The sequence below is a fragment of the Burkholderia sp. WP9 genome (genome assembly GCF_900104795.1).
In the GTDB taxonomy this organism is placed as follows: Bacteria; Pseudomonadota; Gammaproteobacteria; order Burkholderiales; family Burkholderiaceae; genus Paraburkholderia.
In genome coordinates this window covers 546,777-572,131 of sequence record NZ_FNTG01000002.1, presented here as the reverse complement: position 1 = coordinate 572,131, position 25,355 = coordinate 546,777, and the positions used below count along the sequence as shown (strand labels likewise).

Genomic DNA, 25,355 nt, shown 5'->3' with positions numbered 1-25,355 from the left:
AGGCTGATGCCCATCAATACGCTTTCCACGTCGACGCACCACCCGTCCGATGCCGGTCTACGCGATCGCTTCCACCGGCGCTCGCTCGAGCACCAGCGTCCGCTTTCCACCGTGATCATGGCGTTCACGGTGGTCGCGTTCCTGTGCTTCATCGGAGCGCGCAATCTGGTCGATGGCCCGGCTGCGCCGCTCGCGTACCGGCTCGCGTGCGCGCTGCCGCTCGCGTTGCTGGTGTTGGCGATTCCGCGTGCGAACTCGACCTGGGTATTCGGCCTGATCGGCGTCGCTTACTCGCAGGTATTGGTGGCGGGCCTCGCCATGAACATCGCCGGTGTCGCGCAACCGCTGTTGTGGGCGCTGCCGGCGATGGTCGTGATACCGGTCTGCGCCGCGCCGTTGTGGCTCACGCCCACGCATTACATCGCCGGCACCGCGCTTTTCTATGCGACGGCGGTCACGCTATTGTTCGGCGAGCCGCTTGCGCATGATGTCGGCGTCGTGGTGTGGATGTGGATGGCGGCGCTCGCCGCGCCGGCTTCCGCTGTGTTTCACTTCGGCTTCTACCGGTTTCGCCGCAACCACTTTCTGCTCGAAAGCCAGCTCGCCCAACTCGCGGCGACCGACCCGCTGACCGGCCTGCAAAACCGCCGTGCCTTCGTCACGCAGGCTGAACGCCGTCTCGACACCCTCGCGCCGGGCACGCGGATCAGCGCGATCTTTCTCGACATCGACAACTTCAAGTCCCTGAACGACCGCTTCGGCCATGCGGTCGGCGACCACGCGCTTTATCAGGTTGCCCAGGCGCTGATGGAAGAGGCCTCCGCGGACGACAGCGTGAGCCGGATCGGCGGCGAGGAATTCGCGCTGCTGCTGCGCGACGGGCTGACCGGCGCGCTGCATCTGGCCGAACGGCTGCGTCTGGCGATTGCCGCGATCGAGCGGCCGGACGGCCGTCTGACCGCGAGCTTTGGCGTAGCCGAGCATCGCGGCGGCGAAACCATCATGATGCTGCTCGATCGCGCCGACGAAGCCCTGCTGCGCGCCAAGCACTCCGGCAGAAACCGCGTGTGCGCCGAGCGCGCGCTGCCGCGCGACGCGCTGCACCGGCTTGGCGAGGACGCAGTGGGCGAGGGTGGCGCGGCGCTGCGGCGGCATCGCTGGGAGGATTACTACCTCACCTCGCATTTCCAGCCGCTCTACAGCCTGTCGCATCAGAAGCAGGTGGGCTTCGAGGCCTTGCTGCGCGGCGAGCAGGGCGACGGCACGCTGGTGCCGCCCGCGGTGCTGTTCGCGCCGAGGCCTTCCAGCGACGAAGGCGCGCTCGACCGTGCGAGTCACACCGTGCATCTGGCCAATGCGCGCGGATCGCTGCCCGAGGACGCGTGGCTCTTCCTCAACATTCTGCCGGCCACGTTCATTGCCGAAGGTTATGCGGATCAACTGGCGAAGATCGTGCGGGGCGCGGGGCTTGAACCTGAACGGGTGATTCTGGAGATTCTCGAATCGCACGGCGGCAGCGTCGACGACATGTCGCGGGCGGCGGCGTTGTACCGCGAATACGGCTTTCTGATCGCCGTCGACGATTTCGGCGCGGGTCAGTCGAATCTCGACCGGCTGTTCAGAATCCGCCCGGACCTGGTTAAGCTCGACGGCGAACTGATTCGCGCGACGAGCCACGGCACCGAGCAGCCGATTCTGCCGAAGCTGGTGTCGCTGCTGCATCAGGCGGGCATGCTGGTGGTTGTCGAAGGCGTGGAGACCACCGAGGAACTGATTCTCGCCGTGGAATCGAATGTGGATTTCGCGCAGGGTTATCTGCTGGGCCGGCCGGCTGCGGAAATTGCGCGGCCGGAGTCGGTGCATCGGCGCATCGACGAGGCTTTCAATGTCATCGCGCATGGCCGCGCGCATCAGCATGCGTTGTTCGAATCCGAAGTGGAGCCTTACCGGGCCGCCTTGAGCGTCGCCGCCGACGCGTTGCTGGCCGGCGTGGCCATGGAAGAAGCGTTCGCCTCGCTGGCCAGGTTCGACCGGTGCATCAGCTGTTTCATTCTCGACGACTCGGGCAGGCAGGTCGGTCTGGAAGTGCCGGGGCCAGCCTCGCGCAGTGACGGCGCCTCGCTGCACCCCGTGGCGAATCCGCGCGATGCACGCTGGGACCATCGCCCGTATTTCCGCAATGCGGTGCTGTTGCCGGGCGTGGCGGTTGCGAGTAATCCTTATCTTTCGCTCGCGAGCGGCAGGCCGTGTATCGCGGTGACGCTGGCGTTGCAGTTCGCTGCCGGGCGCTCCGTGATCGGCGTGGAGCTGGATTGGTCGGCGCTGGGGTTGCCGTGGCCTGCGAGGGAGTAGCGCGTATTCTCCCGCCGCGGGCCAGCGCGTTTGCGACCCGCGGATTCGCTCAATACCCGCCCTTTGGCGATGCCGGCGTCGCCGTCGTCTTTTTATACGACGCCGCCAGATCCGCCGCGGCGCGGCTCAGCAAACCCGTGTCGGTGCCAACGGCGACGAAGGTGGCGCCCGCGGCGAGATAATCGGCGGCAATCGCCGGATCGGGGGCGAGCACGCCTGCCGCCTTGCCCGCGTTTCGCGCGATATGGATGCCGTGGCGAATCGCTTCGCGCACGCTGGCATCGCCGGGCTGGCCCAGCAGCCCCATCGACGCGCTCAGGTCCGCCGGACCAAAGAACACGCCGTCGATACCATCCACGGCCGCAATCGCCGGCAAATTCTCCATGCCCCGCACGGTTTCCACCTGCACCAGCACGCACAATTCGTCTGCCGCAGTGTTCAGGTAATCCGGTATCCGGTTCCAGCGCGATGCGCGCGCCAACGCACTGCCCACGCCGCGAATGCCTTGCGGTGGATAGCGGGTGGCCGCGACTGCTTCGGTGGCCTGCCCGGCCGTGTCGATCATCGGCAGCAGGAGCGTTTGGGCGCCGATGTCGAGCAACTGCTTGATCAACGCCGTGTCGCTGCGCACCGGACGCACCACCGGATGGGAGGCATACGCGGCCACCGCCTGCAATTGGGCCAGCGTGCTGCGCACGTCGTTCGGCGCATGCTCGTTGTCGATCAGCAGCCAGTCGAAACCGGCGGTGGCCAGCAGCTCGGTGACGTAGGCGTCTGCGAGCGCGGCCCACAGGCCGAATTGCGGTTTGCCTTCGGCGAGGGCGCGCTTGAAAGGGTTTTGCGGTGTGGGCATGTCGTTACCAACTCAAACGAAACTCGAACGAAACACAAACGAACTCAAATGAAGTTCAGGCCGATTCCGCCCAACGGGCCGTAGTCGACGTGAAACGTGTCGCCCGCGCGCGCGGCGATCGGGCTGGTGAACGAACCGCTCAGGATCACGTCGTTTGCGTTGAGCATTTCGTCGTATGGGGCAATCTTGTTGGCGAGCCACGCCACGCCGGTGGCCGGATGATTCAAAACCGCGGCCGCCAATCCGCTTTCTTCCACCGCGCCGTTCCTGTAAAGCAACGCGCCGACCCAACGCAGATCGACATCCATTGGACGCACGGGGCGGCCGCCCAACACGATGCCCGCATTCGCCGCGAAGTCCGAGATCGTGTCGTAGACCTTGCGCGGCGCTTTGGTGTCGCGGTCGAACTGTTCGATGCGCGCGTCGATGATCTCGACGGCCGGCGTTACGTAAGCGGTCGCGTCCAGCACATCGAACAGCGTCACACCAGGGCCCTTCAACGGCTTGCTCAATACGAACGCCAGTTCCACTTCCACGCGCGGCGCGATGAAGCGGTCCGCGCGAATATCCTGGCCATTCTCGATGAACATGCTGTCGAGCAGCGGCGCGTAGTCCGGTTCGTCGATCTGCGAGGAACGCTGCATGGCGCGTGAAGTGAGGCCGATTTTGCGGCCTTTGATCACGTGGCCTTCCGCGAGTTTGAGTTTCACCCACTCGCGCTGGATCGCGTAACCGTCCTGCACCGTCATCTGCGGATAAGCGGCGGAGAAGTGACGCAGTTGAGTACGCGTTTTCTCGGCGTAGTCGAGTTGCGCCGCGAGGTCGCGGATAGTCTGTTCGTCTAGCATGGTGGAGTCTCGATGAGCCGCTATTCAGCCTTCAGGCGTGCGTGCAGGTTGTTGTGTTTCCACGTACCGGCTTCGCTGAACTCATTGATCTCCAGCGACAGCGCGAGGCCGTGCTGTTCGAATTCAGCGGCGAAGTGCTGTTTGATGAGCGCGAACAAAGCGTCGCCGGTGGCCTTTTTCACGGCTTCGGAGCGGCCCGCGCCGATCTTCAGGTTCGCATGCAGGAAGGCCGCGTCGGCGCGCCCGTCGGCGATGCAGTACTGCTCGCAGCGCAAGGCGCGCACGCGGATGCCGCCGAGCGGATAGACCCGCTGTTCGTTCTCGCGCTGCGTGTCGAGGCTATGCGCGAGCGCGTTGCACAGTTGGCCGATGCTTGCGTGATCGGCGAGATTGGCGCTGTATTCGAGTGTGAGATGCGGCATGGCGGGCTCCTTCTTTGCAACTCAGGCGGGTAGCGGCGTAACCGGGAAGATCGCGTTGATCTGGCCAGTGCCCGAACTGCCGAAGTACGGCGTGACGACTTCCACTTTGCCGTCGTAGCGATCCCAGCCGAGCGCGCCGAGCAGCATGGCGGTGTCGTGCATGCCGCCTTCGCCCCAGCATTTCTCGTTGTAGAGCGGCAACATCTCGCAGAAGGTCTTCCAGTCGCCGGCTTCCCACAACTCGACCACCTTGCGGTCCATCAGTTCGAGAAACGGATTCCACACCTTGTGCATGAACTGCTCGGCCGTACCGTTGTTGGCGAAGTGGTGGCTGAGCGACCCGCTTGCCAGAATCGCGACGGTGCCGTCGTAACGCTCCTCGATCGCCTTGCGCACCGCGAGACCGAAACGCGCGCTCGTGGCGAGGTCGTGCCACACGCACCAGCCCGCTACCGATACGGCCTTGAAATGCTGATCCGCATTCATGTAGCGCATCGGCACCAGCGTGCCGTATTCGAGTCCGAGTGTGGTTTCGCTATGCGCGCGGCTCTTCACGCCCATTTCATTGGCGACTTCTACGATCAGATTGCCGAGTTCGACGTTGCCCGGGCACGCATACGGCATGTTCTTGATGAAATGCGGCAGTTCATTGCTCGTGTACACGCCCTCGAACTTCGGCGCGCAATTGATGTGGTATTCGCTGTTCACCAGCCAATGCACGTCGAACACGACGAAGGTATCCACACCCAGTTCGCGGCAACGCCGGCCGATTTCATGATGGCCGTCGATCGCAGGCTGCCGGCAGCCCTTATGGGGACCGTCGAGTTCGGACAGATATAACGACGGGACGTGCGTCACTTTTGCTGCCAATGCGAGCTTGCCCATCAAACCCCCCAGCGCGGAATGTGATGCGAGCCGAGCGATACGCAGACGTTCTTCGGTTCGAGGAACACTTCGTAGCTCCAGGTGCCGCCTTCGCGACCCACGCCGGATGCCTTGGTGCCGCCGAACGGCTGGCGCAGATCACGCACGTTCTGGCTATTGACAAAGCACATGCCGGCTTCGACAGCGGCTGCGACGCGCAGCGCGCGGCCCGTGTTCTCGGTCCAGATGTAGCTCGACAGGCCGTAGGAGATGTCGTTGGCGAGCTTGATCGCGTCGGCTTCGTCGTCGAATGGAATCAGGCAGGCGACCGGGCCGAAGATTTCTTCCTGCGCGATGCGCATGCGGTTGTCGACATCGACGAACACGGTGGGTTGCACGAAATTGCCTTTGCGCATCGCGTCGGGCAACTCAGGCATGGCTAGGCCGCCGCAGGCGAGCGTCGCGCCTTCTTTCGGACCCAGTTCGATATAGCTGCGCACCTTCGCCAGATGGCCCTGGCTGATCATGGGGCCGACAATGGTGCTCTCGGATAGCGGATCGCCCACGGTCAAACGCTTCGCCCGCTCGATGAAACGCTCGGCAAAACGTGCATAGATGGAGCGCTGCACGAGAATGCGCGAACCCGCCGTGCAGCGTTCGCCGTTGTTCGAGAAGATCATGAACACGGCGGCGTCCAGCGCGCGCTCGAAATCGGCGTCGTCGAAAATCACGAACGGCGACTTGCCGCCGAGTTCCATGGAGAACTTTTTCAGCCCCGCGGTTTGCACGATGCGGTTGCCGGTCGCCGTCGATCCGGTGAACGACACGGCATGCACGTCCGGATGCGCCACGAGCGGCTCGCCGGTTTCCTTGCCGAAGCCGTGCACTACGTTCAGCACGCCGGCCGGAATGCCGGCTTCGAGTGCGAGGTTGCCGAGCATCGAGGCCGTGAGCGGCGACAGTTCGCTCATCTTCAACACCGCCGTATTGCCGAACGCGAGGCAGGGCGCGACTTTCCATGTCGCGGTCATGAACGGCACGTTCCACGGCGAGATCAGCGCGCAGACGCCGACCGGATGAAACAGCGTGTAGTTCAGATGCGTATCGGTCGGATACGTATGGCCGTCCACGCGCGTGCACATCTCGGCGAAGTAGCTGAAGTTGTCTGCGGCGCGTGGCACGAGTTGCTTGCGCGTCTGCGAGATGGTCTGGCCGGTGTCTTTGGTTTCCGTTTCCGAGATCTCCGGCACATGCTTCGCGATCAGTTCTCCGAGCTTGCGGACCAGCTTCGCGCGTTCCGCGGCGGGCTTGCCGGCCCATGCGGGAAACGCGCTCTTCGCGGCGCGCACGGCGGCGTCGATTTCTTCCGCACCGCCTCGGGCCACCTCTGCGAGCACGTCTTGCGTGGCCGGGTTGACGGTCTCGAAGTAGTCTTTTGCGGCGCTGGCTTTACCGTCGATCAGGTGTTCGATTCGCATTGGCTTGTCCCATGTAAAGCATGTCGATCATGCGCGGTTGAAGTCCGCGTCGGATGCGATCGTATTGACGAGACGGCCAAGGCCGTCGATTTCGCAGGCCACTTCGTCGCCCGCATTGACGTTGACAATGCCTTCCGGCGTGCCGGTCAGGATCACGTCGCCGGGCGCGAGGGTCATGAAGCTGCTCAGGTATTCGATCAGCGCCGGAATATCGGTGACGAGATCGCGCGTGTTGCCGTGTTGCTGGCGCGTGCCGTTCACGAACGTGCGCAACTCCAGTTGCGTGACGTCCTCGACATCCGCGGCGTCGACGAACCAGGGGCCCAGCACCGTGCCGCCGTCGCGATTTTTCACGCGCAGGTTGGGGCGGTAGTAGTTTTCCAGGTAGTCGCGAATTGCGTAGTCGTTGGCGATCATGTAGCCGGCCACATGCTGCATGGCGTGCTCGCGCGTGACGTTGCTCGCGGTTTGCCCGATGACGACAGCGAGTTCGCACTCGTAGTGCATGAAGGTGACGTCTGCAGGGCGGCGCGTCGTGCCGCGATGACCGAGCACCGTGCCCGGTCCCTTGAGAAACACGAGCGGCTCCTCCTGTTTGCTGAACTGCAACTCCTTTGCATGCTCGGCGTAGTTCAAACCGAGCGCGAAGATCGTGCCGACTTCGATCGGCGCAAGCCAGACCACTTCATCCTCGCGACGCACACGGCCATCGGCGAGACGCACGCCATGAGCATCAGGATAAGCTTCGTGAATCGCGCCTGCATACGCAACGCGGCCGCGCATCATGGCTGTTCTCCCCGTTGTGCTTCGGCGGCGACGAACGACACCGTGAGCGGCGGCATTGCGCCGATCGACATGGTGGCCGTGTTGCCGATATGCGCGACAGGCGAGCCGTGCGGCACGCCGAGCGTGATGACGTCGCCCGCGCTGAGTGTCATGAAGTCGGTCACGTCCGCGAGTAATTGCGCCACGTTGCGCACCGACGACGCAGTGTTCGCACTGAAACTCGCGCCATGGTTAAGCGAAACGTTGATCGGCAGCGCGTCGGGCGCCGGTATATGACGCGCTGCAACCACGGCCGGTCCGACGACGCAGAAGCCGTCGCGCGCCCGGAATCGCACCGACGGCCGGTACACGCTCATATGCGGCACGCTGAGATCGGCGACCAGCGTGTAGCCGGCAATGTAGTGCCATGCCTGTTCCGCACTAACGCGTGTTGCAGTGCGGCCGATCACGACGCCGAGCGACGCGCCGACTTCCACGCCCAACGCATTGTCCGGCACGACGACATGCGCGCGATGCCCGGCAAGCGTGTTGCGCGGCTTCAGATAGAGTACCGGCGCTTTGGGCGGCGCTTTATAGGGGGCGGCGTGCATCGCATCGCCCAAGGCCGCGAGCGCGGCACGGTCGTTGAGCAAGGTTGCGTAGACAGCGCCGCCAACCGGCGCGCGGCACGCCATGCCGCGTGCGAGCAGCGCGGCCGCGGCGCTTGCATCCACATCGCGGGGCAGCGCCTCGCCTTCGGGATGCAGCAGGTGATCGGCAAGTGCAAACATATTCGACCTGTCTCTTGGCAAAAACACTAACATGTTAGTAGTATTGCGCTTGATATGATCCACGGTCAATAGCCTGTCGGCTGATCGCGGGTTTTCCCTTAAGTTTCGACGGCTGTTCTTTATCCTCTTTCACTATGTCCGCTTCCGCCTCGACCCGAGTGCTGCACCGCAACCTGCCAATGTTGCTGCTGCGCGCCAGAGAAAAAATGATGGAGCGTTTTCGCCCATTGATTACCGCGCATGGATTGACCGAACAGCAGTGGCGCGTGATTCGCGCGCTGAATGAACACGGTCCGATGGAACCGCGCCACATTTCCGATATCTGCACGATTTCGAGCCCAAGCATGGCCGGCGTGCTCGCGCGCATGGAGAGCATGGAACTGGTGACCAAGGAGCGCTTCGCGGAAGATCAGCGGCGCGTGCTGGTCTCGCTGACGGATACGAGCCGGGAACTGGTGCGCGTGATTTCCAGGGATCTCGAGGCGCATTACCGCGAGCTGGAGCGCAAGGTGGGACCGGAGATCGTCGAGCGCGTGTATCGCGCCGTGGACGATCTGCTGGCCGGTCTGGAGGAAGAGGAGGAGTGAAGTAGCGGTTCAGCGGCTCAGCGGCTCGGCGGGCGAGCCGCGTGCGGGTTTTACCAGCCCTGAAAGCGTCTCCATTCCACGCTGTCGCCGTCCGGTGTAACCGCGTGGTACTCGGGATACTGCGCGCCGGTCGCACACGCGTGATTCGGCAGGATGCGCAGTTTCATGCCGATCGGAAAGCGTTGCGTGATGTCGCCTGCGGCGTGAGGGTTGTCTCCAGTCGGGGAAAGAATGCCGTGTTCCTGATTGGCGCCGCTGATCAGATAGCCGGGCAGCGGCGTGCCGTTCAAGAGACACGGCTGGCCGTAACCGAAATCGTGCGATTGCTTCGACGTGCCGCGATCGCGGCTCATCGCCATCCAGCCCGCGTCGAGAATGGCCCAGCCCTTGTCCTCCTGATGACCGATCACGGTGGCGAGCACGCTGAGCGCGATGTCGTCGAGCGCGCACACGCCGACGTTGTGCATGACCAGATCGAACAGTACGTACACGCCGGCGCGCACTTCCGTGACGCCTTCCAGTTTTTCGGCGGCAAGCGCGGTCGGCGTCGAGCCGACACTGACCGCCGGGCATGCAATGCCGGCCTCGCGCAGCCGTTGCGAGGCGCGCACGCAGCCCGCGCGCTCCTGTTCCGCCAGTGCCGCTAGCGCCTCGGGCGTGTCGAGTTCGTAGCTGGAGCCGGCATGGGTCATCACGCCGCCTACCTTGACGCCGTTCTCATGGAGAATGCGGCCAACCTCAAGCAAGCTGTCCTGTTCCGGCGTGATGCCTGAGCGGTGCCCGTCCGTGTCCACTTCGATCCAGACCTCGAAGGTTTCGCCGTGCTGGTCGCCGAAGGCGGCAATGGCGGCAGCCGCGGTCGGGTTGTCCACCACGAGCTTCAGATCGCACCCCTGGCGGCGCAGCGCGAGCGCTCGCGGCAACTTGGAAGGCGCCATGCTGATGGCGTAAAGAATGTCGCTGACACCCGCGGCAAAGAAGGCCTCCGCCTCCTTCAAGGTTGAAACGGTGATGCCGCGCGCACCCGCGGCGATCTGCGCACGGACCACGTCGATGCATTTGGTGGTCTTCACGTGCGGACGAAACGCAACGCCGAGCGTGTTCATATGCCCCTGCATCCGCGCGATGTTCTTCTGCATCCGCGCAATGTCGATCAACGCGGCTGGGGTTTCGATCTGGTCGAGTTTCATGCTTTCACCGGGAAAATGGAGTCATGCAAGGTCATGCTGGTTCGCGCCGAAGCGCGCGAGCCACGGGACGAGCGAGTCGAGCGTCGGCGCTTCGATCTCGGGCGGCTGCGCACCGCTGACGAGCGGCAGGCCGACGCGGTTGTGCCAGTACGTGCGCAAGCCGACGGCGGCCGTGCCGAACATGTCGTAGCTGGAACCGGCTACGAATGCGGCTTCGTGCGCCGCTACGCCCAGTTTTTTGAGCGCGAGGCGGTAGGGCAGCGGGTCGGGTTTATACATGCCGGCTTCTTCGGCGGTGACGATGGCGTCCCAGCGAACCGGCAACAGGTTGGCGGCTTGCGTGCCGAGGCGCGCGGAACAGTTGGTGACGATGGCCAGCTTGCAGTGCGGCTCAAGCGTTTGCAACGCGTCGAGGGCGCCGCTCCACGGCGTAAGCGTCAGCCAGTCCGCCTCGAGCGCGAGCGCGGCGGATTCGGGCAGGCCGACTTGTGCGGCGGCTTCGCGCACCAGTTGTTCATACGCAATGTAGCGGCCGCAGCCGTAGGTCAGGCGCAGATACGCGGCACGCCATGCGCGGCCCGCCTGTTCGGAGCCGGCGGCGCGATTCCATGAGCTCCATGAGTCGAGCAGGGCGGTCAGGAGGTCGAACAGGACCGCTTTGGGATAGGCGGCGGGCGCGGAAGCGAGAGTCATGATCTAACCGGCAAGAAACGGTGAGCTGATTATAAAGTTTGATCCGCGTGACGACGTTCAAATGGGCTAACTCATAGATTCAGTCAGACTGAATGCTTCATGCGTGACTTCGCTCGATCGGAGCGCGACACTCATCGCCGCCAGGGCGGCTGCGGCCTGAACCTGCTCTGCAAATACTGCATGAAATGGCGGGTGCGCGCCGGCAGCCCCGTTCGCTGATGCGTGAGCGCGATGACGTCGGCGGCGGGCGCTTTCCATTCCGGCAGCAAACGGATGAGCCTGCCCTTGGCAAGGTCGTCGGCCACGTCCCATTCGGAACGCAGGATCACGCCGCGGCCTTCGCATGCCCATTGGCGGATCACGTCGCCGTCGTTGCAACTCAGGTGGGCGGATACGCGCACGCTGCGACGCGTGCGGCCTTTGCTGAACTGCCACAGCGAGACGTCTTCGTTATTCTCGCGCAGCACGATGCAGGGCAGTTTGCTCAAATCGTCCGGAGAGTCCGGCGTGCCCATTCGCTTGATCAATGCCGGCGCGGCGCAGACGAAACGCGCATTCGGCGCAATCGTGTAGCCGACCAGGTTCGACACCGGCAACTCGCCGATATGCACGACGATATCGAAACGGTCGGTTGTCTCGGTCAACGGGCGGTCGGAGAGCGTGAGCGCAATGTCGACATCCGGATGTTGCTGTTGAAACTCGGCAATCGCGGGTGCGAGGTGCCGCCGCCCGAACCCCAGCGGCGCGTTGATTCTCAGCGTGCCGACGAGCCCGCCGCGGCGCATCTGCAAATCCTCGAACAGCGCGTCGAATTGCTGGACGAGCTCGGCGCCGCGTTCGCACAGCAACGTGCCTTCTTCCGTGAATTGCAGGCGGCGCGCGGAGCGGTTCACCAGTTGCGCGCCCAGTTTCTTTTCGAGTTGCTGAAGGCGCTGGGTGACCGCGGAGGGCGACAACCCCAGCTTTCGCGCCGCGGCGATCAGGCTGCCGTTTTCGCGCAGTGTCAACAGGAAGCGGATATCGGCCGAGTCGTTCATGGCAGCAACGTTTGAGTTCGCAAATCTGGCAGCTTAAAGTGTTTGAATGCGCGCTTCCAGTTGGACTTGCGCATGCGCCGAAGAAGGCAGCCTGGTTTGCAAGGTAAAGTGACGCTTCTGTCACCCAGTAGGCGGCACGAGCCGCTAAAGTGCGCGTTTGCGCCGATTTCCGGTTACTTTCATTTGAAGAGAAGTCCAAATGCCGTTGTCCAATGGGCCGTCGAATGGCCTGTCAAACGATGCCGCGCAGAACAGCGCCTTGAAACAGGCGGTGTTTCTGCACACGGGCTGGCGTAGTGCGGGAACGTGGGTCTGGTCGCGTCTGCGCGAACTCGAGACCGTGACTGCCTTCTATGAACCGCTCAGCAATGTGCTCGCGGATCTGAGCCTCGCCGACGTTTCCGCGTCGCGTCCCACGCTGACCTCCGGGCACCCGCCGCTCGCCGCGCCGTACTTTGAAGAATACCGGCCATTTTTGCAGGAGAGTACTCGCGGTGTGGCCGGATACCGGAGAGGCTTCAGTCTCGATCGCTTTGCAAGCGAGCCGGACGCGGCGTTTGCCCCGATGCAAGCCTATTTGCGCAATCTGTGCGAGCGCACCACCGAACAGGGCCGTGTGCCGGTTTTCAAGTTTTGCCGTTCGTCAGGCCGTCTGCCCTGGCTGAAGCAGGCTTTTCCGCGGGCCATGCACGTGGGCGTGTTGCGCAATCCGGCGTCGCAGTTCGCATCGGGATGGTTACTCAGCCGGCAATGGAGCAATGCGTTTTTCGTGGCTGCGCCGTTTCGTGTGCTGGGGCTGAATCAGACGGATCCGCTGGTAAAGCAGGCTATCGAAATCTGCGGCGTGAGTTTGCCGCCTGCCGCGCCCACGTCGGAAGACGCTTATGCAGCGGCGTGCGAGCACTATGCGCGCACGGCGGAAGGCAATAACGCGTATCGGGCATTCGTCGCGTTGTGGATTCTTTGTGCGTTGCGCATGGCAGACGGGGTCGATCTGCTGCTCGACATCGACCGGCTTGGGGCCTCGCGCGACTACGCGCTGGAATTGAGCGCGGGGTTCGAAACGCAAAGCGCTTTGTCGCCCGACTTCGGCAACGCACGCGACCTGGTTGAAGAGACGCGTCGCAGCGTCGCACGCATGAACGGAATCGACGGACGGTCCATGCGCACGGTGCATTCCGCCGCGCTCAAATTTCTCAAGGCGCATGCCGGGGCAAACGCCGCCTTCGTGGAAGTGATCCGCGAGAAGATGGTGCTCGCCAACGAGTTGACCGACGCATGGCGCTAAGCATTCGCCGCGCGCGGTGACGGGCACTGAACGCGGCGAGGCGAACTCGCCGCCTGCCGCCTAGGCCGCCGCCGAAACGGCCGCGCGCAAACCCAGCAGGTAACTGTCGACCCCAAAGCCGCAAATCTGCCCTTTGACGATTTCCGCAAAGACGGATTGATGCCTGAACGCTTCGCGCGCGTGGATGTTCGACATGTGGACTTCCACCACCGGCACCGTCAAAATCGCCAGCGCATCACGAATGCCGTAGCTGTAATGCGTCCATGCGCCGGCGTTGATCATGACGCCGTCGGCGTTGTCCGTGAAGGCCCGATGGATGCGCTCGCACATGGCCGCCTCGCTGTTGGTCTGAAAGCTCTCGACCTGGACGCCCAGTTCCTTACCCAATGCCTGCAAGCTGCTATCGATTTCGGCCAGTGTCACCGTGCCGTATTGCACGGGGTCACGCTTGCCGAACATGTTGTGATTGATGCCGTGGAGCATCACGAACGTTTTCATGGGGCTTCCCTCGCGTGACGGAATTAGTGGTGTGGGCGGCGCGACGTCAATGGGCCGCGGCGACTGCGGGCGTCGTATCGATCGCGAGGCCCGTGTCGGCCGCTGCGGCGATCGCCTCGGTAATGCGCAGGTTCTGCAGGCCGTCGCTGGCGCTGACGAGCGGAACTGCTTCTCTTCGAATGACACGCCCGAAATGGTCGAGTTGAAGCTTGAGCGGATCGTCGCGGGTCATGTCGGCGACGCCGGTTTCGAAGGGTTTCCACCACGAACGATCCGCGGCTTCCCGATAGGTCTTCAGCCGCATGGTGGGCACGGCGAGCGAGCCGAAAGTGCCCGCGATCACATAGCAGTCTTCATCCGGATACGAAGGGTAAGCCTTGTTTTCCTGCGAGGTCTGCTCCCAACTGCGAGCGCTTGCCGCCGTGTCCGACAGCATGAAGCTGCCGAGCGCGCCGCTCGCGAAGCGCAGGTTGATCGCCACCGTGTCTTCGACTGGAAAGCCGCGTGTCGCGTGCGAGGAAAACGCCTGCACGGCGACGATGTCGCCGCATAGCATTCGCAGGTTGTGCACCTCGTGGATCATGTTGAGCAGAATCGGCCCACCGCCCGGCTGGCGCCGCCATGGTGCGTCGGAGAAGTACTGGTCCGGTTTGAAAAAGACCGCGCTGCCCATCACCGCCACCAGTTTGCCGAGCCGGCCTTCGTCGATCAGTTGCCTTGCGCGGGCCATGATCGGACTGTGCGCGCGATGATGCCCGATCAGCAACGGCACGCCGCAGCGCTCGACCTCGCGGACCAGCGCCTCGGCGGCGTCGACCGTGGGCGCTATCGGCTTTTCTAGGAGCGTCGGCACGCCGGCCGCGAGGCAGGTCAAGGCGTGCTCTACGTGCAACTGGTTCGGTGTGGCCAGAATCACGCCGTCTGGACGATCCCGTTCGAGCAGTTCCTCGAGCGTCCGGTAAAGCGGAACGCCGGCCTGGACGGCGAGCGCTTGCGCCGCCGACGACGGATCGACGATCGCCGACAGCGTGCATGTGTCGCTCTGCTGGGCGACAGCCATGTGCGCGCGGCCGATGTAACCCGCGCCCGCTACGGCGATCCGGATCCGGTTCATGGGCGAATTCCTCCGAGGGTCGGGAGCGCGCGATTACGCGAGTGCTTTCTTCGCTTCAGCCATGGTCTCGGCGCGCATGCGCTCATAGCTGAGCTTGTCGATCGGCACCGCATTGGGCTCGCCCAGATCGCTCAGCTTGACGCGGTAGTTCTCGCGTGCGCTCCATGCGGTCACCGCTGCAATGATGGTGATGCCGAAGGTGATCGCGCCGATGATGAGCGGCACGTTATGCGATCCGGGCGGCGCGACATAGGCAAACAGCGCGGGCAGCAGGGCGGTGATCGTCGTGCCGATGTTCTGGCCGATGGCCATGGCGGAGACCCGTGAGCGGGTCGGGAACAGTTCCGGATAGAAGCTCGGAAAGGTGGCGTTATACCCCTGATAGATGATGCCCCACATGAGGATCGACATGACCATGGCGAGCGGCACGTTGCGGATGCTGATCGCGTAGAGGTAGCCGAACGAGAGCAGACCCGCGCCGAGCGCGCCGACGATGATCGGCAGGCGCCGGCCGATCCGGTCGGACAGATTGCCCACATAGGGAATCACCAGCACGGCGACGATGTTGCCGATCACCGGAATCCACAGATAGACGCTCTTGGAAAAACCGATGCCGTACGAAGCCTGCACCGCGTAGGCCGCGCCGAAGATCGTGGCAACGACCGGGATCACGTTCATCAGCGAGCAGCCGACCACGCGCAGCATATCGCCCCAGTTGTAGCGGAAGGCTTCGACAATCGGCGATTTGGGCACGTTGCCGCTCTCGTCTTCCTTGGCGAAGGCGGGCGTTTCGTGGACCTCGCGGCGAATGATGTAGCCGGCAATCAGCACCACCGCGCTCAACAGGAAGGGAATACGCCAGCCCCACGAATTGAACGAGCTTTCTTCCATGTAGTACGCGAGCGGCAGGAATACCGCGGCGGCGAGAATCTGGCCCGCCTGCACGCCTTGCAGCGTAAAGCTCGCGTAATAGCCGCGCCGTCCGAATGGTGCGTGTTCGAGAATCATCGAGCTCGCGCCCGAGATTTCACCGGCGACCGCGAAGCCCTGAATCAGGCGAAACACCACCAGCAGGGCGGGGGCGAGCAGCCCCACCTGGTGGTACGTGGGCAGGAAGCCGACCGCCATCGTCGAGAAGCCCATCAGGAACATGCAGACGAGCAGGACGTTCTTGCGGCCGTGGGTGTCGCCCCAATGCCCAAGCACCAGCGCACCGATCGGCCGCGCGACGTAACCGACCCCATACGTGGCGAGCGAAGCCACGATCGCGATCTTCGGATTGCCCGAGGGAAAGAACAGTTGCGGAAAGATCAGCGCCGCCGCCTGCGCGTAGATGAAGAAATCGTAGTACTCGAGCGCCGAGCCGATCCAGCCGCTGGCGGTTGCCTTGCGAGCCTGCGAGCGGTGCTCGTGGCCTCCCGCCGATGTATTCGTTTCCATGTCGTCTCCTGAACAGAAATGTTTAATCAGCTTCTACGGCTGGATTCATTTGCGCCCTGAAAGTGAAACTATGCAAGCCAGGATTTCCCGGGGCACGGTCTGCGCGCGGTGCTCGAATGCTGCGATGCAGCGGGTGAATCCGCGCTCATAGGGTTAACCAGTGCCTGGTTGTCCGGAGTATTTGTCAGACCCACCTGGCTTGCCCGATCGGCCCGTTGAAGCTAGGGTAATGTGCTTCTGTACCGACACAATGCGGCCAAATGGAAAATCAGAATGCGCTCACAGCCAGCAATGAATCTTTCCTGCGCGACCTCCAGTTGTTCTGCAACATTGCCCGCCGGGGCAGCTTCGTGGCGGCATCGACTGACATGGGGCTGTCGCCCTCCCATGTGAGCAAGCGCCTTGCCATGCTGGAAGCAAGCCTCGGTGTGAAGCTCTTTCAGCGCACCACGCGCCGCGTCAGCATGACGAGCGACGGCGAAGCCGCTTTGCAGTGGGCGCAGAAAATACTCGAGGACGTGCAGGGCATGGCCGACGCGTTCGCCGACCGGCGCACCGAGTTGCGTGGTTTGCTGCGCATCAGCACGAGCTTGAGGCTCGGCCGCAAACACGTTTCGCCGATTCTGGCCATGTTGCGCAAGCGTCATCCGAACCTCGAGATCTGGCTGGAATTGCTGGACCGGCGCGCGGACCTCGTCGGCGAGAACTTCGATATCGACATTCGGGTGGGCGCAGTGCAGGAGCCTCACCTGATTGCGCACAAGATCGTGGAGAGTGCGCGAATACTCTGCGCATCGCCCGAATATCTGGAACGGCGCGGCGCGCCGGTCGAACTGGCCGAGCTGGCGCAGCACGATTGCCTCCTGTTTCGCGGGCGCGACGACCGCTTCGGCGTGTGGCGCCTGAGTGGACCGGACGGCGAAAAGAGCGTGAAGGTGACGGGCAGCGTTGCGTCCAACCTCAGCGATATCGTGGTGCAGTGGGCGAGGGATGGCTTCGGCGTGGTGATGGTATCGATCTGGGATGTCGCCGAGAGCCTGCGTGCAGGCGAACTGGTGCGTGTGTTGCCTGACTACATGCAATCCGCCGACGTATGGGCGGTGACGGCGGAGCGGTTGTCGTCGTCGGCGAAGGTCCAGGTGTGCATCGAGTTCCTCAGGGAGCAGCTGACGAGTGGGCCGCATGCGCTGGTGACGCGCGGCGTGGGCGGGTTTTGACCGGATTGGTCGTGACGCCGCGCGAGGGTGGGCGAGATCCACGTTCCAATACAGTTGTCACACAGAAAACAATACAGTGAGGCGCGGTTTTATTTGGCTGTATCGGGAGTATGACCGGCACCGTCGATACAGTTGGCAAGTCTCAATGGAGCCTGCCGGCGAGCGGATGGCCGCTCAGGGTGGTGCGACGTAGCCCGATTTTTTGCCTATGACCCGGCGCTGGCATGCCGCGGTTGATCCCGAACACGAGGTAAGACATGAATGCAGTGAATGAACAAGCAAAGCTGTCGGTGCAGCAGTTGGGCCATTACATCGGCGGTGCGCCGGCCGCGCCGGCCAGCGGCCGTTTCAAGGACGTGTTCAATCCCGCCACCGGCAAGGTGACCGGCTCGGTCGCCCTCGCGTCGGTCGAGGAAGTGGATGCGGCGGTCCAGGCCGCCAAGGCCGCTTTTCCCGCTTGGAGCGAGACCGCGCCGCTCAAGCGCGCGCGCATTCTGTTCAAGTTCAAGGAACTGCTCAACCAGCATCACGACGAACTGGCCATGCTGATTACACGCGAACACGGCAAGGTGTTCACGGACGCGCAGGGCGAAGTGGTGCGCGGCATCGAAGTGGTCGAGTTCGCGTGCGGCATTCCGAACCTGCTCAAGACCGATTTCACCGACCAGATCGGCGGCGGCATCGACAACTGGAATCTGCGTCAGGCCCTCGGTGTGGTCGCCGGCATCACGCCGTTCAATTTCCCGGTCATGGTGCCGATGTGGATGTTCCCGGTCGCGCTCGCCTGCGGCAACACGTTCGTGCTGAAACCCTCGGAGCGTGATCCGTCGGCGTCGCTGCGGATTGCCGAATTGCTGAAGGAAGCCGGTTTGCCCGACGGCGTGTTCAACGTCGTCAACGGCGACAAGGTGGCGGTGGATGCGCTGATCGATCACCCGGACGTGGCGGCGCTGTCGTTCGTGGGCTCCACGCCGATCGCCGAATACATTCACACGGAAGCGTCGAAGCGCGGCAAGCGCGTGCAGGCGCTCGGCGGCGCGAAGAATCATCTGGTGGTCATGCCCGACGCCGATCTCGACCAGGCGGTCGACGCGCTGATCGGCGCGGCCTACGGATCGGCAGGCGAGCGCTGCATGGCGATCTCGGTCGCGGTGGCGGTCGGCAACGTGGCCGACAAGCTGATCGAAAAGCTGGTGCCGCGCGTCAAATCGCTCGTCATCAAGAACGGCGAAAATCTCGACGCCGAAATGGGTCCGCTGGTTACCGCCGAACATAAGGCCAAGGTGGCCGGTTATATCGCCTCGGGCGAAGCGGAAGGCGCGAAGCTGATCGTCGACGGCCGCGCGCACGCGGTGGCGAGCGAAGACGGCTTCTTTATCGGCGGCACGCTGTTCGACCACGTCGGCACGGAAATGAAGATCTACAAGGAAGAGATCTTCGGCCCGGTGCTGGCGGTGGTGCGTGTACCCGATTTCGCGAGCGCCGTTGAGTTGATCGTAAGCGGTAATTTCGGCTCATCTGGAACATGCGGGTGAGAGGGAACAAGATTGCGTCCGCAGCTTACACATTGCGGACGCAACTTATGACTGACCTACAAACTGACTTTGACTTCCTGCCCCTGCGGGTGATCGGCAAATCGGCCGACGGCAAGAACCGGTACGACCGTGAGGGCAAGCGCAAGCTGATCGAGGCGTGCCAAAAGCCTGGGGCCTCCGTGGCCGGGCTGGCGCTGAAGGCTGGAGTGAACGCCAACCAGCTTCGCAAATGGATTAGCCTGGCGCGCCAAAAGACACGTCCCCGACGTGCACGGCAGTCGGCGCCAGCCATGGCACCGGCATTCGTTCCTGTTCTGGAAGTGGTTGGTGCTGAGGCGATGCACTTGCCATCCAGGCCGGCGCTGCCCGACGCTGAGCCAGTTGCGGCACGGCGCGAGCCGATGCGGGCCTCACAACGCCCGCCGTTGCCTTCACGGCTGGTGGCGCAATTGCCCAACGGGGTAAGTCTTGAACTTGAATGTGCGCAACAGGACACGGCACTGCTCAGGGCGATGATCGACGCATTGAGGAGTCGCTGATGCTGCGCTTCGCCGATGACCTGCACGTCTACCTGTACCGCGAGCCGATCGATTTCCGTTGCGGCATCAACACCCTTGCCGCCCTGGTTGAGGAATCGATGCAGTTGGACCCGCTCGCCCGTGCCGTCTATGCATTCCACAACCGCAAATGCGATCGCATCAAGCTTCTGCTGTACGAGCGCACCGGTTTCTGGCTGCTGCTGCGTCGGCTCGAGGAAGACCGTTTCGTGTGGCCCCGGCGGAATCAGGAGGTGATCGAACTGACAACGCAGCAGCTTCACTGGTTGCTCGACGGCATCGACATCGACGGCATCGACATCGACGCGCTTCGTCGTCATCCCGTGCGCCATTACCAGCACGTCAGCTAGCCCGATGCGTTGCACGTAAACAACGGCAGGCGCGCCATTTACGAATTGACGTAAACCCACGGCGCACTGCGTTTCGCTATCCTGGAGTGCATGAAGAATGCACCCGACCTCAAACGCGTACCCAGGGCGGTCCAGGGCTATATCCACGCTCTCCAGGCACGTGTAGCCGGCGACGCGAAACATATCGGCGAACTGAACCAGCGCGTCGAGCAACTCGAGGAGCAGCTCCGCCTGCTGCAGGCCGAGCGTTTCGCACCGAAAAGCGAAAAACGCAAAGATCGCGTGTTCGACGAAGCCGAGCAGATTGCACGGACCGAACCGGGCGACGAAGACGATGACGGTGTCCAGCCTGAGCTGCCCGACACCGGATTGCCACCGGCCAGCCAGCCTGAACGACGCAAGGCCGGACGCAAGCCATTGCCGGCGTACCTGACGCGTGAACCAGTCGAATACGACCTGCCGGAGGACCAGCGCGGCTGCCCCTGTTGCGGCAATCAGCTGCATCGCATCGGCGAGGACGTCAGCGAACAGTTGCACGTCGAGGTCAAGTGGACAGTCCGCAAGAACGTGCGTTCCAAGTGGGCGTGCCGGCACTGCGAGCGGCACGCCGAACATACCCCGGTCGTGCTTGCGCCGATGCCGGTTCAGCCGATCCCGGGCAGCCATGCGGACGCATCGGTGATCGCGACGGTCGCGAGCGCGAAGTACGTCGACGGCATGCCGCTGTACCGGATGCAGGAGGCACTCGCGCGCTGGCAGATCCCGGTGAGTCGCGGCACGCTCGCCCACTGGATCATTCGCCCCAGCGAACTGCACTACAGCCGCCTGTATGATGCGCTGCATAAAACGTTGCTGTTGCAGCCGCTGATCCACGGCGATGAAACGACGGTTCAGGTACTCAAGGAACCCGGCAGATCCGCGCAGAGCAAGAGTTACATGTGGTGCTACCGCAGCGCCCAGGACTGCGCCGAGCCCGTGGTGCTGTTCGAGTACCAGCCGGGGCGTGGCCAGGAGCATCCGAAGAAGTTCCTCGGCGACTACAGCGGCATGCTGATGAGCGACGGCTACAGCGCCTGGCGCACCTTGAAAAAGGCAAAGCACTTCGGCTGCATGGCTCACGCCCGCAGGCTGTTCGTCAAGGCGGACAAGGCCGCCGCGAAAAAGACGGACTCCGGCAAGCAGAAGATGCCGAACGCTCGCGTGGCGAAGGCGCTTGAGTACTTCCAGGCCCTGTACCGTGTCGAGGCGCTGGCCAAAGGCGATCTGCCTACTGGCCTGACGCGAGCCGACTACACGTACGACCTGCGGCAAAAGCACAGTGTGCCGCTGCTTGAGTCCTTCAAGGCATGGCTCGATGAACTGGCGCCGAAGGTGGCGCCCCAGAGCCTGCTCGGCAAGGCGATTGCCTACACGCGCAACCAATGGGAATATCTCAGCCGCTACGTCACTGACGGTTGCGCCGCAATCGATAACAACGTGATCGAGCGCGATATCAGGCCGTTTGCTACTTCAAGAAAATCGTGGCTGTTCAGCGACACAGTTGATGGCGCAAAGGCCAGCGCCACGATCTACAGCCTGGTCCTCACATGCCGGGCCTGCGGCGTCGAGCCGTACGACTATCTGCTGCATGTACTCACGGAGCTGCCGCAGCGTGCGCCGGATGCCGACGTGACCGACCTGCTGCCGTTCAATTATGCGCGGCAACAACAGGCCAAGGCACAGACCGGCTGACGCACCGAACGCGCGCCGGTCATCATGACTGCGCGCGCTCCCATCACCCCGATGCAGACATCGCCGGTTGATTTTAACCGCCGAGGTGCGGCTACGCTCGGCCGTCACTTGCAAATGATTCTCGATTCGGCGTGCTAAATTCACCGCTTACAGTTGATCAACGCGCACGAGTTCGGCAACGGCGTGTCGCTCTTCACGTCGGATGGCGGTGTGGCGCGTGCGTTCGGCCGGCAGATTCAGGTAGGCATGGTGGGCATCAACGTGCCGATTCCGGTGCCGATGGCATGGCATTCGTTCGGCGGCTGGAAGCGTTCGCTGTTCGGCGACCATCACGCCTATGGTGAAGAGGGCGTGCGCTTCTATACGCGCTACAAGAGCATCATGCAACGCTGGCCGGACAGCATCGCCAAGGGGGCTGAATTCACGATGCCGGTGGCGAAGTAAGTCTTCTGGCGAGTCTGCCGGAATGAGAAAGCCGCGCCTGGTCAGGCGCGGCTTTTTTGCATCAGGCCTTCACAACGGCTTGTTAAACGCCCGAAGACGAATCTTCTTCCACTTCGCTCAACACGGCGTTCTGCACGGCGACCGCGGGGCTCACATACGCGGGCGCCTGGCGTGGATCGTCGACGCTATAGCGCAACCGCCCGCCCTCGACATACACACGCAACTGGCGGTACTTCACCAGATAGAGCAAGCCGACCACCGCCGCCGCGAATCCCGATGCCGCGCCCACGCCGAGCGCCCAGCGCGGGCCGAAACGGTCGGCGACCCAACCGACCACCGGCGCGCCGAGCGGCGTGCCACCCAACGCGATGGCCAGCAGAATCGCGATGACCCGGCCGCGCATGGCGGGCTCGGTGGAGAGTTGCACGAGACTGTTGGTCGAGGTCGTGAAGGTTTGCGTCGATACGCCGATCACGATCAGCACAAGGCCGAACAACACATAGTTCGGCATGAGCGAGGCCACGGTACAGCCCACGCCAAACACGCCCGCCGCGCCGAGCAGCAGCGCCATGCGCGGTTTCGCCCGGCGCGCGGCAAGCAGCGCGCCGGTCACGGAGCCGATCGCCATGGTCGAACTCAATACGCCGTATTCGCCGGCACCCGCATGAAAGGCGGTGACCGACATCGTCGAGATGAAGATCGGGAAATTCAGGCCGAACGTGCCGATCAGGAACAGCATCAGCAAAGCGGCCTTCAGGTCGGGACGCTTCCACACGTATTTGAAGCCTTCCACGAAACTGCCGCGTGAGCGCACCGCGCGCGGCTTCAGATGTAGTTCGCTCACCCGCAGCATGCGCAGCGAACCGAGTACCGCGACGAATGACAGCGCGTTGATGAGAAACACCCAGCCGGTGCCCACGGAAGCAATCAGCAGCCCCGCGATGGCAGGGCCGATCATGCGCGCCGCGTTGAACGAGGTGGAGTTCAGCGCGACCGCGTTCGACAGATCGTGTTCGCCGACCAGATCCGACACGAAGGTCTGCCGTGCCGGCGAATCGAACGCGGTGACGCAGCCGAGCAGCCCCGCGAAGACATAGACCTGCCACAGTTGTACGAGCCCGGTGACGGTGAGGATGCCGAGGCCCAGCGCGAGAGACCCCATGGCCGCCTGGGTCGCGAACAGCAGCTTTCGACGATCGAAGTGATCGGCGGCATAACCGGTCAGCGGCAACAGCAGCATTTGCGGGCCGAATTGCAGCGACATGACGATACCCACGGCGGTCGCGTTGTGCTGCGTGAGTTCCGTGAGGACGAGCCAATCCTGCGCCGTGCGTTGCATCCACGTGCCGACGTTGGAGACGATCGCACCGCTTGCCCAGACCCGGTAGTTGAAATTGCTCAGCGAACGGAAAGTGCCATTCACCGGGCTGTTCCCTGATGAAGGATGCGGGCGGCGTTCACGCTACGGCGCGGGTTCGAACTCAAGTTCATGCGTGCGATTGTTCGAGCAGATCGAGCACGTCTTGCGTCGTGCCGGTTTCGCCGACGCGCGGGAAGATGCGCGTGATGCTGTTGGCATGAGCGTCCGCATGGAGGTCGGTCATGGCGTCGACGACGAGCGTGACGTTCAGGCCAATTTCGTGTGCGTAGCGCGCGGTGGATTCGACGCCGATGCTGGTCGCCACGCCCACGAGTACCACCTGCGTGACGCCTTGCTCGCGCAGGTACGCTTCGAGATCGGTGTTCGTGAACGCGCCCCAGGTGCGCTTGGTGACCCGATGATCCGACGGCTGCGCGTTCAGTTCGGGCACCAGTTCGGCGAAATCCGCGGGGAACTCGCCCGTGTTGCGCGCCTGTTCCGCGCGGCCCGGCGCGCCGCCGGCCACGTTGACGAGCACCACGGGCAGGCCGTGGCGGCGAAATGCCTGCGCAAGGGCGGCCGCGCGTTCGACGACTGCGCCGGTGGGGTGCGCGGTGGGTAGCGCGACGATGCCGCGCTGCAAATCGATGACGATCAGTGCGGTCTTTGCATCCAGCGTGGTGATTGGCATGAAGGGCTCCTGGAGTTACGAGTCGATGAGGCGTTTGAGCAACTCGACGCCGACAGCGAGTTGTTGTTGCTCGGCCGCCGAGAAGCGTGTCTGGATGGTGCGAAACAGCCAGTCTTCGCGCGCCGCGCGGCTGGCCTTGATCTTCTTGCGGAACGCGGGTGTGAGGGAGAGAACCGTTTGCCGGCCGTCGTTCGGATCAGGCGCGCCGCTGACCAGCCCGGCTGCTTTAAGCACCGACAGCGTCTCGCCCATGGACTGCGGACGCATGCCATGAGCACGCGCCAGCGCGGTGACCGTTGCCGGACCTTCGCGCTCCAGCAAGCCGAGAACCTGCACCTGCGAAGGGGTGAAATCGCCCACGTGCGACTCTTCGCGCAAGCGGCGGCGCAGTTTGCCGGCCAGCACGCGTAAGTTTTCCGCCATGCTGTGCACGGCTTCGGAATCGATTAGTGGATCTTGCTGGGTCATGCTGCGATAGATATGAAGGCTACCTGTGAAGGTTACCTTCGTATCTGTCTGGCGTCAAGTTGAGCTAGTCGATCTGCTTGGCTGTTAGCCGATGCGCGCCGGGTGATCGGGTGTTCGGTGTCATGAAGGGGCGCTCACTTGCCCACTGCCCGGCGGCGATGTCAATATCGGGGCAAGTTGTCCAGAACGACCACCCTCACCAACCTGAGTGACGTCTCATGCAACACGCTCCTGCCATCACTTTCCGGTTCGCCGGGCAGCACGACGCGAACGCGATCCGCACCATTGAATTCGAAGCGGGGCAGCGCTTTTTCAGCGTCGATATGGCGGGGATCGCGGATGCGCCGCCTATGGATCTCGAACTCGTCGCCCGCAAGATAGCGGCACGGGAGATCATCGTCGCCGTCGGTGCCGACGCAACGTGCGTGGGTTTCGTGATGTTCGAGCCGCAACCCACGCGCATCTACGTGCAGGAACTCGACGTGCTCACCTCGCACGCCGGGCAGCGTATCGGCGCGGCGCTGATCGAGCAGGTCGCGCAACTCGCGCGTGCGCAACGACTCCCGCAACTCATCCTGTCGACGTTTCGCGAAGTGCCGTGGAATGCGCCGTACTATCGCCGGGTCGGGTTTCGCGATATCGAAGAAGCCGAACTCGACGCGGCGCTGATCGAACGGCGCGATGCGCACATTGCGCGAGGACTCGATGAATCGAAGCGCGTTTTCATGCTGCGTGATCTTGCCTGACGAGTCGTATGGCCGCGCTATGTTCGCGCATAAAAA

At 63.4% G+C, this 25,355-nt stretch carries 24 protein-coding genes and 2 pseudogenes; 10 read left to right on the top strand and 16 right to left on the bottom strand.

The window, feature by feature from the left end:
* Positions 1-6 precede the first annotated feature (6 nt).
* Positions 7-2,352 (top strand): bifunctional diguanylate cyclase/phosphodiesterase, encoded by a 2,346-nt coding sequence (locus tag BLW71_RS23865; RefSeq protein WP_091802448.1) that lies wholly within the window; start codon positions 7-9, stop codon positions 2,350-2,352.
* Between the two features lie 49 nt (positions 2,353-2,401).
* Here BLW71_RS23865 and hpaI read toward each other — a convergent pair whose 3' ends face one another.
* Genes hpaI through BLW71_RS23830 form a run of 7 tightly spaced genes read right to left on the bottom strand, consistent with a single transcriptional unit; the run spans position 2,402 to position 8,373 of the window.
* On the bottom strand, positions 2,402-3,205 hold the full coding sequence (gene hpaI, locus BLW71_RS23860; RefSeq protein WP_091802445.1) for a 4-hydroxy-2-oxoheptanedioate aldolase: 804 nt from the start codon (positions 3,203-3,205) through the stop codon (positions 2,402-2,404).
* Positions 3,206-3,249: 44 nt separating this feature from the next.
* A complete protein-coding gene (gene hpaH, locus BLW71_RS23855) occupies positions 3,250-4,053 on the bottom strand; it encodes a 2-oxo-hept-4-ene-1,7-dioate hydratase (protein ID WP_091802441.1) in 804 nt (267 codons plus the stop codon).
* A gap of 20 nt (positions 4,054-4,073) precedes the next feature.
* Positions 4,074-4,475, bottom strand: a complete 402-nt coding sequence (locus tag BLW71_RS23850; RefSeq protein ID WP_091802438.1) for a 5-carboxymethyl-2-hydroxymuconate Delta-isomerase — start codon at positions 4,473-4,475, stop codon at positions 4,074-4,076.
* Positions 4,476-4,496: 21 nt separating this feature from the next.
* Positions 4,497-5,360 (bottom strand): 3,4-dihydroxyphenylacetate 2,3-dioxygenase, encoded by an 864-nt coding sequence (gene hpaD / locus BLW71_RS23845; RefSeq protein ID WP_091802435.1) that lies wholly within the window; start codon positions 5,358-5,360, stop codon positions 4,497-4,499.
* The gene (gene hpaE, locus BLW71_RS23840) at positions 5,360-6,817 is read right to left on the bottom strand and encodes a 5-carboxymethyl-2-hydroxymuconate semialdehyde dehydrogenase (RefSeq protein ID WP_091802432.1); all 1,458 of its coding nucleotides are present in this window, start codon (positions 6,815-6,817) and stop codon (positions 5,360-5,362) included. The genes hpaD and hpaE overlap by 1 nt, the downstream gene beginning before the upstream one ends.
* A gap of 27 nt (positions 6,818-6,844) precedes the next feature.
* On the bottom strand, positions 6,845-7,603 hold the full coding sequence (locus tag BLW71_RS23835; RefSeq protein ID WP_091802429.1) for a fumarylacetoacetate hydrolase family protein: 759 nt from the start codon (positions 7,601-7,603) through the stop codon (positions 6,845-6,847).
* Positions 7,600-8,373, bottom strand: a complete 774-nt coding sequence (locus BLW71_RS23830) for a fumarylacetoacetate hydrolase family protein (RefSeq protein ID WP_091802426.1) — start codon at positions 8,371-8,373, stop codon at positions 7,600-7,602. The genes BLW71_RS23835 and BLW71_RS23830 overlap by 4 nt, the downstream gene beginning before the upstream one ends.
* A 179-nt stretch (positions 8,374-8,552) precedes the next feature.
* Here BLW71_RS23830 and hpaR point away from each other — a divergent pair, with 179 nt between their 5' ends.
* A complete protein-coding gene (gene hpaR / locus BLW71_RS23825) occupies positions 8,553-8,960 on the top strand; it encodes a homoprotocatechuate degradation operon regulator HpaR (protein WP_091802423.1) in 408 nt (135 codons plus the stop codon).
* 50 nt (positions 8,961-9,010) lie between these two features.
* On the opposite strand, the gene BLW71_RS23820 is transcribed toward hpaR, so the two are convergent.
* The 3 genes from BLW71_RS23820 to BLW71_RS23810 form a co-directional block, all read right to left on the bottom strand.
* A complete protein-coding gene (locus BLW71_RS23820) occupies positions 9,011-10,150 on the bottom strand; it encodes a DSD1 family PLP-dependent enzyme (RefSeq protein ID WP_091802420.1) in 1,140 nt (379 codons plus the stop codon).
* Between the two features lie 21 nt (positions 10,151-10,171).
* Positions 10,172-10,843, bottom strand: a complete 672-nt coding sequence (locus BLW71_RS23815) for an HAD family hydrolase (protein WP_091802417.1) — start codon at positions 10,841-10,843, stop codon at positions 10,172-10,174.
* Between the two features lie 131 nt (positions 10,844-10,974).
* Positions 10,975-11,880: a LysR family transcriptional regulator gene (locus BLW71_RS23810; RefSeq protein ID WP_091802414.1), complete on the bottom strand. Its 906-nt coding sequence runs from the start codon at positions 11,878-11,880 to the stop codon at positions 10,975-10,977.
* Positions 11,881-12,079: 199 nt separating this feature from the next.
* On the opposite strand from BLW71_RS23810, the gene BLW71_RS23805 reads away from it, so the two are divergent.
* Complete coding sequence (locus BLW71_RS23805) at positions 12,080-13,168, top strand: hypothetical protein (protein ID WP_091802411.1); 1,089 nt, start codon at positions 12,080-12,082, stop codon at positions 13,166-13,168.
* Positions 13,169-13,228: 60 nt separating this feature from the next.
* Here the strand turns inward: BLW71_RS23805 and aroQ are convergent, their stop codons facing one another.
* From aroQ to BLW71_RS23790, 3 genes are read right to left on the bottom strand one after another with little or no spacing between them, the layout of a single operon-like run.
* Entirely contained in the window at positions 13,229-13,666 is a 438-nt protein-coding gene (aroQ, locus tag BLW71_RS23800) for a type II 3-dehydroquinate dehydratase (RefSeq protein WP_091802408.1), read from the bottom strand.
* A 46-nt stretch (positions 13,667-13,712) separates the two neighbouring features.
* Positions 13,713-14,780: a Gfo/Idh/MocA family protein gene (locus tag BLW71_RS23795; RefSeq protein ID WP_091802405.1), complete on the bottom strand. Its 1,068-nt coding sequence runs from the start codon at positions 14,778-14,780 to the stop codon at positions 13,713-13,715.
* Positions 14,781-14,813: 33 nt separating this feature from the next.
* Positions 14,814-16,220 carry an MFS transporter gene (locus tag BLW71_RS23790; protein ID WP_091802402.1) on the bottom strand — a complete coding sequence of 469 codons (1,407 nt, stop codon included), beginning with the start codon at positions 16,218-16,220 and terminating at the stop codon, positions 14,814-14,816.
* 260 nt (positions 16,221-16,480) lie between these two features.
* Here BLW71_RS23790 and BLW71_RS23785 point away from each other — a divergent pair, with 260 nt between their 5' ends.
* The 6 genes and pseudogenes from BLW71_RS23785 to BLW71_RS23760 all read left to right on the top strand — a co-directional run.
* Positions 16,481-17,437 carry a LysR family transcriptional regulator gene (locus BLW71_RS23785; RefSeq protein ID WP_091802399.1) on the top strand — a complete coding sequence of 319 codons (957 nt, stop codon included), beginning with the start codon at positions 16,481-16,483 and terminating at the stop codon, positions 17,435-17,437.
* A 257-nt stretch (positions 17,438-17,694) separates the two neighbouring features.
* Positions 17,695-18,954, top strand: a pseudogene (mmsA, locus tag BLW71_RS23780) (CoA-acylating methylmalonate-semialdehyde dehydrogenase); the annotation flags it as partial.
* 65 nt (positions 18,955-19,019) lie between these two features.
* Positions 19,020-19,511 carry an IS66-like element accessory protein TnpA gene (tnpA, locus tag BLW71_RS23775; RefSeq protein ID WP_091800339.1) on the top strand — a complete coding sequence of 164 codons (492 nt, stop codon included), beginning with the start codon at positions 19,020-19,022 and terminating at the stop codon, positions 19,509-19,511.
* On the top strand, positions 19,511-19,879 hold the full coding sequence (gene tnpB / locus BLW71_RS23770; protein WP_177204968.1) for an IS66 family insertion sequence element accessory protein TnpB: 369 nt from the start codon (positions 19,511-19,513) through the stop codon (positions 19,877-19,879). The genes tnpA and tnpB overlap by 1 nt, the downstream gene beginning before the upstream one ends.
* A gap of 90 nt (positions 19,880-19,969) precedes the next feature.
* On the top strand, positions 19,970-21,610 hold the full coding sequence (gene tnpC, locus BLW71_RS23765; RefSeq protein ID WP_091793202.1) for an IS66 family transposase: 1,641 nt from the start codon (positions 19,970-19,972) through the stop codon (positions 21,608-21,610).
* 147 nt (positions 21,611-21,757) lie between these two features.
* Positions 21,758-22,054 (top strand): annotated as a pseudogene (locus BLW71_RS23760) (aldehyde dehydrogenase family protein); the annotation flags it as partial.
* Positions 22,055-22,136: 82 nt separating this feature from the next.
* Here the strand turns inward: BLW71_RS23760 and BLW71_RS23755 are convergent.
* From BLW71_RS23755 to BLW71_RS23745, 3 genes are all read right to left on the bottom strand, one after another.
* Entirely contained in the window at positions 22,137-23,477 is a 1,341-nt protein-coding gene (locus BLW71_RS23755; protein ID WP_091802397.1) for an MFS transporter, read from the bottom strand.
* 64 nt (positions 23,478-23,541) lie between these two features.
* Positions 23,542-24,105 (bottom strand): isochorismatase family protein, encoded by a 564-nt coding sequence (locus tag BLW71_RS23750; RefSeq protein WP_091802394.1) that lies wholly within the window; start codon positions 24,103-24,105, stop codon positions 23,542-23,544.
* A gap of 15 nt (positions 24,106-24,120) precedes the next feature.
* On the bottom strand, positions 24,121-24,573 hold the full coding sequence (locus BLW71_RS23745) for a MarR family winged helix-turn-helix transcriptional regulator (RefSeq protein ID WP_091802393.1): 453 nt from the start codon (positions 24,571-24,573) through the stop codon (positions 24,121-24,123).
* A gap of 218 nt (positions 24,574-24,791) precedes the next feature.
* Between BLW71_RS23745 and BLW71_RS23740 the strand changes: the two genes are divergently transcribed.
* Positions 24,792-25,319 carry a GNAT family N-acetyltransferase gene (locus BLW71_RS23740; protein WP_091802390.1) on the top strand — a complete coding sequence of 176 codons (528 nt, stop codon included), beginning with the start codon at positions 24,792-24,794 and terminating at the stop codon, positions 25,317-25,319.
* The last annotated feature ends 36 nt before the right edge of the window (positions 25,320-25,355 follow it).

Excerpts from the sequence above, each read along its gene's own strand:
- BLW71_RS23865 (WP_091802448.1), top strand. The coding sequence starts at position 7 with ATGCCCATCAATACGCTTTCCACGTCGACGCACCACCCGTCCGATGCC.
- hpaI (WP_091802445.1), bottom strand. The coding sequence starts at position 3,205 with ATGCCCACACCGCAAAACCCTTTCAAGCGCGCCCTCGCCGAAGGCAAA.
- hpaH (WP_091802441.1), bottom strand. The coding sequence starts at position 4,053 with ATGCTAGACGAACAGACTATCCGCGACCTCGCGGCGCAACTCGACTAC.
- BLW71_RS23850 (WP_091802438.1), bottom strand. The coding sequence starts at position 4,475 with ATGCCGCATCTCACACTCGAATACAGCGCCAATCTCGCCGATCACGCA.
- hpaD (WP_091802435.1), bottom strand. The coding sequence starts at position 5,360 with ATGGGCAAGCTCGCATTGGCAGCAAAAGTGACGCACGTCCCGTCGTTA.
- hpaE (WP_091802432.1), bottom strand. The coding sequence starts at position 6,817 with ATGCGAATCGAACACCTGATCGACGGTAAAGCCAGCGCCGCAAAAGAC.
- BLW71_RS23835 (WP_091802429.1), bottom strand. The coding sequence starts at position 7,603 with ATGATGCGCGGCCGCGTTGCGTATGCAGGCGCGATTCACGAAGCTTAT.
- BLW71_RS23830 (WP_091802426.1), bottom strand. The coding sequence starts at position 8,373 with ATGTTTGCACTTGCCGATCACCTGCTGCATCCCGAAGGCGAGGCGCTG.
- hpaR (WP_091802423.1), top strand. The coding sequence starts at position 8,553 with ATGTTGCTGCTGCGCGCCAGAGAAAAAATGATGGAGCGTTTTCGCCCA.
- BLW71_RS23820 (WP_091802420.1), bottom strand. The coding sequence starts at position 10,150 with ATGAAACTCGACCAGATCGAAACCCCAGCCGCGTTGATCGACATTGCG.
- BLW71_RS23815 (WP_091802417.1), bottom strand. The coding sequence starts at position 10,843 with ATGACTCTCGCTTCCGCGCCCGCCGCCTATCCCAAAGCGGTCCTGTTC.
- BLW71_RS23810 (WP_091802414.1), bottom strand. The coding sequence starts at position 11,880 with ATGAACGACTCGGCCGATATCCGCTTCCTGTTGACACTGCGCGAAAAC.
- BLW71_RS23805 (WP_091802411.1), top strand. The coding sequence starts at position 12,080 with ATGCCGTTGTCCAATGGGCCGTCGAATGGCCTGTCAAACGATGCCGCG.
- aroQ (WP_091802408.1), bottom strand. The coding sequence starts at position 13,666 with ATGAAAACGTTCGTGATGCTCCACGGCATCAATCACAACATGTTCGGC.
- BLW71_RS23795 (WP_091802405.1), bottom strand. The coding sequence starts at position 14,780 with ATGAACCGGATCCGGATCGCCGTAGCGGGCGCGGGTTACATCGGCCGC.
- BLW71_RS23790 (WP_091802402.1), bottom strand. The coding sequence starts at position 16,220 with ATGGAAACGAATACATCGGCGGGAGGCCACGAGCACCGCTCGCAGGCT.
- BLW71_RS23785 (WP_091802399.1), top strand. The coding sequence starts at position 16,481 with ATGGAAAATCAGAATGCGCTCACAGCCAGCAATGAATCTTTCCTGCGC.
- tnpA (WP_091800339.1), top strand. The coding sequence starts at position 19,020 with ATGACTGACCTACAAACTGACTTTGACTTCCTGCCCCTGCGGGTGATC.
- tnpB (WP_177204968.1), top strand. The coding sequence starts at position 19,511 with ATGCTGCGCTTCGCCGATGACCTGCACGTCTACCTGTACCGCGAGCCG.
- tnpC (WP_091793202.1), top strand. The coding sequence starts at position 19,970 with ATGAAGAATGCACCCGACCTCAAACGCGTACCCAGGGCGGTCCAGGGC.
- BLW71_RS23750 (WP_091802394.1), bottom strand. The coding sequence starts at position 24,105 with ATGCCAATCACCACGCTGGATGCAAAGACCGCACTGATCGTCATCGAT.
- BLW71_RS23745 (WP_091802393.1), bottom strand. The coding sequence starts at position 24,573 with ATGACCCAGCAAGATCCACTAATCGATTCCGAAGCCGTGCACAGCATG.
- BLW71_RS23740 (WP_091802390.1), top strand. The coding sequence starts at position 24,792 with ATGCAACACGCTCCTGCCATCACTTTCCGGTTCGCCGGGCAGCACGAC.